The organism is Tolypothrix sp. VBCCA 56010 (assembly GCF_050875635.1).
Taxonomy (GTDB): Bacteria; Cyanobacteriota; Cyanobacteriia; order Cyanobacteriales; family Nostocaceae; genus Hassallia.
On sequence record NZ_JBPAOH010000199.1, the window covers coordinates 1 to 11,084 of the forward strand.

9 protein-coding genes are annotated in these 11,084 nt (G+C 44.9%); 8 read left to right on the forward strand and 1 reads right to left on the reverse strand.

The annotated features are described in order from the left end of the window. Positions 1-351: 351 nt before the first annotated feature. From AABK37_RS36960 to AABK37_RS36975, 4 genes are all read left to right on the forward strand, one after another. Positions 352-2,238 carry a GTPase family protein gene (locus AABK37_RS36960; protein WP_432556424.1) on the forward strand — a complete coding sequence of 629 codons (1,887 nt, stop codon included), beginning with the start codon at positions 352-354 and terminating at the stop codon, positions 2,236-2,238. 714 nt (positions 2,239-2,952) lie between these two features. Beyond that, complete coding sequence (locus AABK37_RS36965; RefSeq protein ID WP_432556425.1) at positions 2,953-3,276, forward strand: hypothetical protein; 324 nt, start codon at positions 2,953-2,955, stop codon at positions 3,274-3,276. 100 nt (positions 3,277-3,376) lie between these two features. After that, positions 3,377-5,758 (forward strand): filamentous hemagglutinin N-terminal domain-containing protein, encoded by a 2,382-nt coding sequence (locus tag AABK37_RS36970; RefSeq protein ID WP_432556426.1) that lies wholly within the window; start codon positions 3,377-3,379, stop codon positions 5,756-5,758. 374 nt (positions 5,759-6,132) lie between these two features. Next, positions 6,133-6,741, forward strand: a complete 609-nt coding sequence (locus AABK37_RS36975) for a (2Fe-2S)-binding protein (protein WP_432556427.1) — start codon at positions 6,133-6,135, stop codon at positions 6,739-6,741. On the opposite strand, the gene AABK37_RS36980 is transcribed toward AABK37_RS36975, so the two are convergent. Beyond that, a complete protein-coding gene (locus AABK37_RS36980) occupies positions 6,732-6,932 on the reverse strand; it encodes a hypothetical protein (protein WP_432556428.1) in 201 nt (66 codons plus the stop codon). The two genes, AABK37_RS36975 and AABK37_RS36980, sit on opposite strands and share 10 nt — an antisense overlap. Here AABK37_RS36980 and AABK37_RS36985 point away from each other — a divergent pair. The 4 genes from AABK37_RS36985 to AABK37_RS37000 form a co-directional block, all read left to right on the forward strand. Then, entirely contained in the window at positions 6,923-7,906 is a 984-nt protein-coding gene (locus AABK37_RS36985) for an FAD binding domain-containing protein (protein WP_432556429.1), read from the forward strand. The two genes, AABK37_RS36980 and AABK37_RS36985, sit on opposite strands and share 10 nt — an antisense overlap. Beyond that, on the forward strand, positions 7,903-10,119 hold the full coding sequence (locus AABK37_RS36990) for a xanthine dehydrogenase family protein molybdopterin-binding subunit (RefSeq protein ID WP_432556430.1): 2,217 nt from the start codon (positions 7,903-7,905) through the stop codon (positions 10,117-10,119). Before AABK37_RS36985 ends, AABK37_RS36990 begins: the two co-directional genes overlap by 4 nt. Before the next feature lie 213 nt (positions 10,120-10,332). Continuing rightward, positions 10,333-10,962: an IS607 family transposase gene (locus tag AABK37_RS36995; protein WP_432556431.1), complete on the forward strand. Its 630-nt coding sequence runs from the start codon at positions 10,333-10,335 to the stop codon at positions 10,960-10,962. Next, positions 10,946-11,084: hypothetical protein (locus AABK37_RS37000; protein WP_432556432.1), on the forward strand; the 139-nt coding region annotated here is incomplete at its 3' end. The genes AABK37_RS36995 and AABK37_RS37000, both read left to right, overlap by 17 nt.

Below are 11,084 nucleotides of genomic sequence, written 5' to 3' on the forward strand. Positions count from 1 at the left end.
AAACTCCGAGTTCCAAACACGAAACTCCGAGTTCCAAACACGAAACTCCGAGTTCCAAACACGAAACTCCGAGTTCCAAACACGAAACTCCGAGTTCCAAACATGAAACTCCTACTCCGTGCCTTTCGTACAGACGTTCTGGCAGCAATTAAGTTGAAATGCTTGTTGTATTGCAAAATAGCCGTAGAAGAAGTTTAATCAACCTAATTAATAATTATTAATTCATAATTCATAATTAAAGAGGGTTTGTACCCGGTGCTGACTATAAGCATTCCTGTTACATCGTTCTTTCTAAATCCCCTCAAGTAGATACGGGCGCGAATTAGAAATTTTTCAGGTAGGCATGAAGCAATGGTACGCTTAAAACTGTGGCAATGGGTAATTTTAGCAACGCCGATCGCTTTTATCATCATTTTCTTACTTGTATCCGCAGGTTTGCAAATCCACGAGTGGCGGATTAACTGGATTTGGGCTGTGTTCACGCTGGTGTTTGTCGGCTGGCGTATTCTACTAGTAAAATGGACTCAACCGCAACTAACGCAAATAGAAGCCGTTGTCACAGAGGTAAATAAAGAACTGAAATCTGTGGCAGATAATACAACCACGCTTGAGGAAACTGAAGCGATATTACAAGAAATTCTTAATACTGCCCAAAGCGATCGCCCGATTTGGGAAGACTGGCAAACCTTTTGGCAACGATGTCAGGATTTAGTTGTCGCAGTTTCCCAAATCTATCATCCGGAAGTAAAATATCCGCTACTCAACATTTACGTTCCCCAAGCTTACGCGCTAATTCGGGGAACGCTGGATGATGTGGATCGCTGGATGCAGAAATTATCCCCCGCTTTGAATCAAGTCACAATTGGACAAGCATACCAAGCATATGAAGTATACCAGAAATTGGAACCATCTGCGCGTAAACTTATGCGGGCATTCAATTGGGCACAGTGGCTGTTAAACCCGGTGACAGCAATCGCAAAAAAAGCCAGTCAAGGTTACAGTAACCGGGCAAATGAACAACTTTTGGGCAATTTGAGTCAAATGTTGCGGGAAACTGCCCTGAGAAGCTTATGTCAGCGAGCTGTAGCCCTTTACGGAGGTACGACGATACCAGCTTTTGAAGCTTTGCCGACACCGACGCTACCAAAGACGAAAACTCAAACTTTACGAGAAATTCTTGAATCTGCTGAACCCCCTGCCGCAGTTGAGCAAAAACCTGTCAATATTCTACTTGCAGGGCGAACCGGTTCGGGAAAAAGCAGCTTGATTAACACGTTGTTTCAAGCCGAACTCGCTGCCGTCGATGTGTTACCCAGTACCGATCGCCTGAAGAATTATCAATGGAAAAGCAAAACCGGCGAAACCCTAACGCTTTGGGATACACCAGGTTATGAACAAGTCAACCGTACCGACTTTCGGGAATTGGTGCTGGATTATGCCAAAAATGCCGATTTACTGCTGTTAGTTACACCCGCGCTCGATCCATCTCTGCAAATGGATGTAGATTTTCTCGCAGATATGAAGGCAGATATTGCCGACTTACCGATGATTGGAGTTGTCACTCAGGTGGATCGTTTGCGTCCGATTCGCGAGTGGGAGCCACCATTAAATTGGGAGTCAGGCGATCGCCCAAAGGAAGTTGCGATTCGTCAAGCTACTGAATATCGCGCTCAACTTCTGGGTGAATTCTGCGATTTCATTTTACCTGTCGTCACCGGTGATATGAAAACAAATCGCGTTGCTTGGGGTGTGGACGCGCTATCGTTGGGATTGATGGAAGCGATCGCTCCAGCTAAACAACAGCGTCTGGCTCGCTTTTTGCGTAACTTAGAAGCCCGCACCGTCGCTGCTGCGAAAATCATTGACAATTATACCTTTCAAATGGCGACTACTCAAGGACTGACTGCATTACTCAAAAGTCCCGTCCTTCAGTTCATTTCCACCCTCTCAACCGGATCGCCTAATTTAGCATATCTGCTAACAGAGAAAATTCCCGTAGAACAGTTACCTGTAGTAATTGGCAAATTGCAAATGGCATATGAGCTTTTCTCGCTTTTGAGTTTTGACAACGCTAATTCACGCAACTTTGATTTACTATCTTTGTGGTCGTTGCTGCTGGAAAATAAAGCCGATCCAGAGCGTAACGCTTGGGCATTTGGTCACGCTTTGGTAGAATACTTAACTCAGAATCTGACAGTTGAACAACTGCGGCAGCGCTTTGAATATTATCTAATGTAAGTCCGTTTCATCACTCTCAAAAAACAATAATCGCCAAATGCTGGAACTTCGATTTAATTAAGGTTTGAAACCTTATTTTTTATTAGAAACTAAAAAATCTAGAAACCAAAGTCCGGTAATTTCAAACACAGTTATTACCTGGGAACTATCGTGACTTTTTTGGCATCTATCTCAAGAGAGAAAATATATCTTTCTTTCGATTACAATTTAATAATCAAATTGGGTGACAATAACGGTATAGTCTAAGACTTACGCACTTTACAAAGAGACACTTACGTGTATCAGCGGCACTACACTCAGTCTTCTTGATTGAACTGGCGAGGATAGTGGCAATTTTTTCCATTTTTCTTCCAAAACTGCATAATTTGATAATGTTTACACCTATTATGAATAGAGAAGGAAAGCTAATTCATACTTAACTTCTGTTGCTGCAAATCAAGTAAGGGTTTATGCATACAATCAAATTTATGTAAATGCGTAAGTCCTATACTCAAGAAAAGGCTAAAAATTGGATTTTCTTGGCGATGAAATAGCGTTTTCTCCAATTTAAGTTGGAAACGCTTAGTACTGCTGTTTATTTCAATTTCATATTAGATGAAATGCTTTCAGTTAATTCTTTGTGACTTAACAGGGAAATACTAGCATTATCAGAGGAGAAACAGCAGGTACGAATATCAGAAAAAAACTTAAGTGTGTCTACCAACCAGATAAATCATGAAACGCAAAATTTCTCTTGTCATCGCTTTCGCTTTATCATTTTTGTTGATGTTTAGCTCCATTGCTAGGGCTGAGGAGACGAAATTTAAAACTGTTACCACATGCGAATCGATTCAGGTAGAAGCCGCTAAAATCCCGCGAGATACAAACAAAGCAAATTCAACATCACAAGAAAACGTTAAAGTTCCGTTTCTGGACATGGAAGCGACGACATCAATCTGGAACGTGTGCGTTCAATGTCCAGATGGCGGCTGGGGATATTGGAGATATATAGGGAATAATAATTACCATTGTTTTGCAGTCTGTAAAATAGCTCAATAATAAACTAGGCAAAAGTAGATAAACAGTGTTTTGATAAAACTTTTGCCTAGTTAACTATAAACAGGTAATTTGTACTGAATTTAATTTTTATTAAGGATTTATGAGAAAGCGGACTAACTATTTGTGGATTGCTGGTTTAGGGTTTTTATGCTTTCTAACCAAAACCGATCTTATTCAGGCACAAATTACCTCAGATGGAACTTTATCTACTGAGGTTTTAACCACCAATAATCTCGACTTTACTATTATTAATGGAAATAGAGTTGGAAACAATCTTTTTCATAGTTTTAGAGAATTGTCTGTACCCACGCGTGGATCGGCTTCCTTTACTAATGACTTGAATGTTCAAAACATTATTAGCCGGGTGACGGGTGGCTCAATATCTAATATAGATGGCTTACTCCAAACCAACGGTTCTGCTAACCTTTTTCTGATTAATCCCAATGGCATTATCTTTGGTCCGAATGCCTCATTAGTAAACGTTAATGGCTCTTTCGTCGCGAGTACAGCCAGTAGTTTCATCTTTGCTGATGGCACACAATTTAGTGCTACTAATCTCCAAACACCACCACTACTAACTGTAAGTGTTCCCATCGGTTTGCAATTTGGGCAAATTGCTCAACCGATTCAAATCGAGGGGTCTACGCTACGTCTGCCTGGTAAAACCTTGGCTCTATTGGGTGGTGATGTATTAATAAAGGGTGGCACACTGGAAGCACCAGCAGGACGAATTGACTTAGGGAGTGTTGCCCCTAATAGTCTCGTCAGCCTGAATCCAATTTCCGAAGGCTGGGCATTTGGATATGAAGGGGTGCAAAACTTCCAAGATATTCAAGTATCTCAAAAAGCTATTGTTGATACAAGTGGTGAAGGCAATGGGGCTATTCAGTTGCATGGCAGAGATATTGCGATCGCTGACAGTTCACAAGTAGTGGGGGTGACTACGGGACAGAAACCAGGTCAACCTCTGGTAATCAAAGCATCTGAATCTGTAGAAGTAAGTAACAGCCAGTTAGCTACTGGGACTGTGGGAAGCGGAGCTGCGAGTGAGATAAAAATTGAAACGAAACGGTTGATTGTTCGTAATGGTGGATTAGTTGATGCGTCTAGCGATGGTTCTGGAGCGGGAGGGAAGATAACAGTGCATGCTTCTGAATCTGTGCAGTTACTGGGTAATGGATTGATTACAAGCTTAGGAACTCAGAGTCTCGGTACTAACAATGATGCTGGGGATGCTGGAACAGTCAACATTAACACCGGGAAATTGATTCTCCGTGATGGAGGGCGAATATTAACTAGTACCCGTGGTGCAGGTAATGCAGGGACTTTGACAATAGATGCTTCTGAATCTGTAGAAGCCAGTGGTCGATCCGTACTAGAGACGAGGAATTTACCTAGTGGTCTGGTTGCTGAGACCAACATGAGTAGACTGACAATAGCCACAGGTAACGCAGGAAACTTAATAATCAACACGCAGCGTTTGCTTGTCCAAGACGGTGCAAGCATCTCAACTGCTGCGATTAACGGTAGTACAGGTCAGGCAGGGAAGTTAGATATAAATGCCTCAAATTATGTGACAGTGACTGGCAACGGTATCGATGGGAATGGTCAGATTGTTCCCAGTACCTTGCTAGCTACAAGCGAGGGTTCTGGTAGTGCTGGCGATTTGAGAATTAATACTAATAAATTGACTGTCCGGGATGGGGCAGAAGTTAGTGTGAGCAGTACTGGCTCAGGGAAAGCAGGTAACTTAGAGATTACCTCTGGTATCGTGTTGCTAGACAATCAAGGAAAAATCACGGCTGATACCACAGGAGGAAAGGGAGATATCAACCTCCACTCTCCTAATTTAATATTGCGCCGAGGCAGTGCTATCACCACCAACGCCAGAGGCGACAATATCACAGGCGGCAACATCAACATCGATGCCAAAAATGGTTTCATCGTCGCCGTGCCTGGAGAAGATAGCAATATCAGTGCGAATTCTGCTAATTTTCAGGGCGGAAATGTAACTATCAATGCCTCTGGTATTTTTGGTACTCAGTTCCGGAATGCACCTACTCAAGAAAGTGACATCACGGCTACCGGGGCAAATCCTTCCTTAAGTGGGAATGTGCAAATCAATACATTCAATATAGACCCCACCTCTGGATTAGTAGAATTATCCAGCGATGTTGTTGACCAAAGTCGTTTAATTGCCCAAGCTTGCCCAGCAAGTCGAGGCGATGTATTTACAATCACTGGACGTGGGGGTTTACCACCTTTACCAAGTGAAGCACTGCGTAGTAATCAGACTGCAACTGTCAATTGGGTGACGCTGGGGGAGAGGGGGAGAATAACTAAAGTAAGTGGCTCGAAGTTGCCAAATCAAATTGTGCCTGCTACTGGTTGGGTAATTAACGACAAAGGGGAGGTGACGTTGATCGCTGCTGGTAACACTACGCCTCAAAGCTTAACTCCAACTACTTGCCCTGCATTGTAGTGGCACTTGGTATTGCAATTATAGCGGTTTTGGTGTTGGATGCAATACCAGGGCGAACGCAGTAGGGACAATTCATGAATTGTCCCTACGATGAGAATGTATTTGACGCAAGTGAGAACCACTATATTATTAGCTCCGATACGTTATTGTTGCGTAAATGCACAAGATGAAAAGACAGTAAAAACCAATACATAATACTTTTGGCATCAATCTTGCGACAGAGAGACTATAGGCAGATGAACTTGTATTGTGATAATAAGTACATTTTAAGAAATTTGACCGTAACAACAGGCAGCTTTGTATAAGCAATCGAATTTTACCAGGGATAAGCCAGTATTTCTACCCAAGATAAACTGAATTTTGGAGCAATATAGATGAAGCTTAGGCTCAGATGTCGCAGGTTAGGTAAATTGATGATTGTAAGTACAGTAGCAGCTGCGATCGCTAATTTTGGAAGGAGGATTACTATGGCACAAGCTCCAATCAAAGTTCCCAACCTAACACCGCAAACATCAGATACTCTCAGCGTAAAGCTGCGAGTCAACGGTACAGCACACACTTTGCAAATTGAACCGCGTGTCACCCTACTTGATGCTCTACGAGAATACATCGGTTTAACTGGTAGTAAAAAAGGTTGCGACCACGGACAATGCGGTGCTTGCACTGTGCTGGCTGACGGACGCAGAATTAATTCTTGTTTGTCGCTAGCCGTAATGTACGATGACGCTGAAATTACCACGATTGAAGGACTCGCTCGCGGTGATGAACTTCATCCGGTACAAGCGGCATTTATCAAGCACGACGGTTTTCAATGTGGCTATTGTACACCCGGTCAAATCATGTCCGCTGTAGCTCTTTTAAAAGAAGGATGCCCAACATCCGATGAAGGGATTAGAGAATGTATGAGCGGTAATATTTGCCGTTGCGGTGCTTATCCCGGTATCGTCGCTGCCGTGCAAGAGTGTCGCGCTTCTCAGGCATAGGGTTTTTGAAGAGGGGGATGGGGAGAGGGGGGGAGTGGGAGAGGGGGGGATGGGGAGAGGGGGGGATGGGGAGAAATAATTGTCCTCCACTCCTTCCCTCCTCCACTCCCCCACTCCCCACTCCTCCACTCCCCCACTCCTTCCCTTTCCCCTTTTCGAGCTATTGTCAGAGGAATTAAATATGAAACCATTTGCTTACACCCGCGTTACAGAAGAACGGGCAGCCATCCAAACGGTTGCAAGTAATCAGCAAGCGAAGTTCATCGCGGGTGGGACTAACTTGCTTGATTTGATGAAAGAAGGTGTGACGCAACCTTCACAGCTTGTTGATATTACGCGATTACCATTAACTTTGATTGAGGTGATATCAGATGGGGTGCGGATTGGTGCTATGGCAAAAAACAGTGATGTGGCAAATAATCAACTGATTAAAGAGAGATATCCCTTACTTTCCGAAGCCTTTCTTGCAGGTGCATCACCACAACTGCGAAACATGGCATCAGTCGGCGGAAATTTGCTGCAAAGAACGCGCTGCTATTATTTCTACGATACATCAATGCCTTGCAATAAACGCCAACCCGGTTCAGGTTGTGCGGCAATTGAAGGGTATAACAGAATTCACGCCATCTTGGGTGCGAGTGACAAATGCATTGCCACCCATCCTTCTGATATGTGTGTGGCACTAGCGGCGCTCGATGCTACTATCCGCGTTCAAGGAGCGAACGGCATACGTACAATTCCTATCGCCGAGTTTCATCGTTTACCAGGGGATACACCGGAGATTGATACGGTGTTGCAACAAGGTGAGTTAATTGTGTCTGTTGACTTGCCAGATTCACCGTTTGCAAGACGATCGCATTATCTGAAAGTACGCGATCGCGCTTCTTATGCTTTTGCTTTGGTTTCGGTTGCCGCAGCTTTAGATATTGACAACGGTACTATCAAAGCGGCGCGAATCGCAATGGGTGGTGTCGCCCACAAACCTTGGCGATCGCTCGAAGCTGAGAAAATTCTCGTTGGTGCCAAACCGAATGAGGAAACATTCAAAGCCGCAGCAACAGCAATTGTGCAACAAGCAAAGCCGCAAAAGTACAACAAATTCAAAGTGGAAATGGCAAAACGGGCGATCGTCCGCGCACTTACGACTGTAGGAGAAATGGTATGAATATTGAAGCAGTTGGCAAACCGATGAACCGTGTTGATGGACGCTTGAAGGTGACAGGTGCGGCACATTACGCGGCTGAATTCCCCCTAGAAAATCTCGTCCACGCAGTACTAATTGGCAGTTCTATTACTCGTGGAACTATCAAAAGCATTGATACAACTGCGGCAGAAAAATCACCCGGAGTCATTGCGATTATCACGCACCTCAACGCGCCCAAATTAAGAGAAATGCCAACTATGAACAAAAGAGGAGCCGCCGGCGAAGCCCGCGTGCCCTTAATAGATGGCAATATATATCACCACGGTCAATATATCGGTGTTGTAGTTGCCGATACATTGGAACGTGCCACCCACGCTGCATCTTTGGTACGTGTCGCTTACAATGAGCAACCGTTTGTCACCGAAATGGAGCGCGAAAAAGCGGTTATGCCAATGGGACAGGTTGGGTTCAGACCAGCGGACATCGCACGCGGCAATTTAGAACAAGGTTTGGCTGAAGCTGAGGTGCGGCTAGAAGAAACCTACACCACACCCACCGAAAATCACAACCCGATGGAAACCCACGCCACAACCGCTGTGTGGTCGGGTGATAAACTCACCGTATACGATGCAACCCAGTATACATTTGGTGAGCGGAAAGCTCTAGCGATCGGCTTTGGCATTCCGGAAGAAAATGTGCGTGTTGTCTGCCATTTTATCGGCGGGGCGTTTGGCTGTAAAGGTAGTATGTGGTCGCACGTTCCCCTTGCTGCCATTGCTGCACGTCAAGTCAAACGAGGAGTGAAGTTAGTTTTGACACGTCAGCAGATGTTTACTAATGTTGGACATCGAGCGGAAACAGAGCAACAAATTATACTTGGGGTAAAACGTGATGGGCGCTTGACGGCGATCGCTCATAAAGGCATTTCTCACACATGTTCTGAAGCGGTGGGTGAATTCGTCGAACCGTTCACCGTGGCAACGCACATCCTCTACGCTACCGAGAACTTGCAAACCTCACAGCGGGTAGTCAAGGTTAACAAAGGGCAACCCACATTTATGCGTGCTCCTGGGGAAACTCCGGGAACTTTTGCCCTAGAATCAGCAATGGATGAACTGTCCTACACGTTAAAATTAGACCCGATTGAGTTGCGTTTGCGTAATTACGCGGAAACAGATCCTGATACAAAGCTGCCCTGGTCGAGCAAGTCGCTGAAGGAATGTTACCAGCTTGGCGCAGAGAAGTTCGGTTGGTCGCGACGCAACCCCACACCGCGTTCGATGCGCGATGGGCGTTATTTAATTGGCATGGGCATGGCAACAGCTACCTATCCCGTGTATCGCTTTCCTGCCAGCGCCGTAACCAAAATTATGCAAGATGGTAGCGTCGTTGTGCAAAGCAGTACGCATGAAATGGGTACGGGTACGGCAACAGTAATGGCGCAAGTCATCGCCGAGGTGTTGGGTGTGCCTGTGGAGCGGGTGCGATTTGAACTCGGTGATACTAATATGCCGAATGCGCCTGTTTCTGGCGGATCGGCGACAGTTGCCTCAGTAGGTAGTGCAGTTGCCGGCGCGACAAAAGCTGCACGGGCAAAAGTACTGGATATTGCACGTGCAGATAAGCGATCGCCTCTTTACGACATCCCGGATACAGAAATCGCCTTTGAAGATGGGCGGATGTTTGTCAAAAGCGATAAAGGCAAAAGCGAAAGTTACGCAGATATACTCAAGCGGCAAAATCTCAAGTTGGTGGAAGCTAACTATGATGTTCAGTTTGACGAAGAAAATAAAAAGTACTCAATGCACTCCTTTGGCGCACAATTCGCGGAGGTGCGTGTCGATCGAGACTTAGGGGAAGTGCGTGTAAAGCGGTTTGTCGGTGCTTTTGGTACGGGACGGGTGCTGAATTTGAAAACAGCGCGATCGCAAATGATGGGCGGCATTACTATGGGGTTAGGTATGGCGCTATTTGAAGAAACTGTCACAGACCATAAATTCGGGCGCATTGTCAACCCCAATTTGGGAGAATATCACGTCCCTGTAAACGCCGATGTGCCGGCAATTGAAGTTTATTTTGTCGAAGAAAAAGACCCGCACGTTAACGCGCTCGGTGCTAAAGGTATAGGGGAAATCGGCATTACTGGAGTAGCGGCAGCTGTGGCAAACGCAGTTTATCATGCGACAGGCAAGCGCATCCGCGATTTACCAATTACACCAGATAAGTTACTGTAATTCTCGTTCCCAGTCTCTGACTGGGAATGCTTGCTTCGTAGTGAGCGATTCATCGCTCAATTTTGTCAACGGTCTGAAAGCTTTTACTACAGTTTTCAAAGTTAATCTGATAGACCGTTACGACTAGGAGACTAATTAAGTACTAGTTTATAGTTTTTTCCGGAATTATCTCCAAGTGCGTGGTAGGATGAGATGGCAATTAACCACGCACTTATGACTAGATATGTTACACCGCGAGAAGCGATGCAAATTCTCCAGGTCTCGGAGAAAACCCTTAGAGACTGGGACAAAGCTGGAAAAATACGTACAATTAGAACTCCCGCTGGACATCGACGTTACGACATTGACAGCGTACTCAGTCCAGAATCAACCAAAAAACGAAAAGTCATTCTCTATTGCCGAGTCAGTTCCCATAAACAACGAGACGACCTTAATAGACAAGCCGATTATCTTCAATCTCTCTTCCCGCATGGAGAAGTCATTAAAGAAATCGGGTCAGGACTCAACTACAGAAGAAAAAACTTACAAGCCCTTCTGGGACAAATTCTGTCTGGAGATATCGAGCAAGTTGTATGCAGCTATAAAGACAGGCTCGCAAGATTCGGAATTGAACTCATTGACTATATCTGCCAGCAAAACAATTGCAAACTCGTGGTTCTCAACCGCGTTGATTTATCTCCAGAAAGAGAGTTTGTTGAAGACATCCTGGCAATTATCCATGTCTTCGCCCAAGGGGCGACGCCAAAGGCGAACAGTTCCAAGCTCTACGGACTCAGAAAATATAAACAAAAAATCAAAGAAGATCCGGATTTACCCGGAAACAAATCTGAGGCTAGTTTATAGAAGGTGGTTGGCTGCTTGTCGTTGGTCGTACAATGCAGCAATTGCTTATCAACGCGACTGTTTTATCAAAGGCGAAAAGCAGCCCAGCAAGTATAAATTGCGTGAAATTATTCTCAAATCCT

Excerpts from the sequence above, each read along its gene's own strand:
- AABK37_RS36975 (WP_432556427.1), top strand. The coding sequence starts at position 6,133 with ATGAAGCTTAGGCTCAGATGTCGCAGGTTAGGTAAATTGATGATTGTA.
- AABK37_RS36980 (WP_432556428.1), bottom strand. The coding sequence starts at position 6,932 with ATGGTTTCATATTTAATTCCTCTGACAATAGCTCGAAAAGGGGAAAGG.
- AABK37_RS36985 (WP_432556429.1), top strand. The coding sequence starts at position 6,923 with ATGAAACCATTTGCTTACACCCGCGTTACAGAAGAACGGGCAGCCATC.
- AABK37_RS36970 (WP_432556426.1), top strand. The coding sequence starts at position 3,377 with ATGAGAAAGCGGACTAACTATTTGTGGATTGCTGGTTTAGGGTTTTTA.
- AABK37_RS36965 (WP_432556425.1), top strand. The coding sequence starts at position 2,953 with ATGAAACGCAAAATTTCTCTTGTCATCGCTTTCGCTTTATCATTTTTG.
- AABK37_RS36990 (WP_432556430.1), top strand. The coding sequence starts at position 7,903 with ATGAATATTGAAGCAGTTGGCAAACCGATGAACCGTGTTGATGGACGC.
- AABK37_RS36960 (WP_432556424.1), top strand. The coding sequence starts at position 352 with ATGGTACGCTTAAAACTGTGGCAATGGGTAATTTTAGCAACGCCGATC.
- AABK37_RS36995 (WP_432556431.1), top strand. The coding sequence starts at position 10,333 with ATGACTAGATATGTTACACCGCGAGAAGCGATGCAAATTCTCCAGGTC.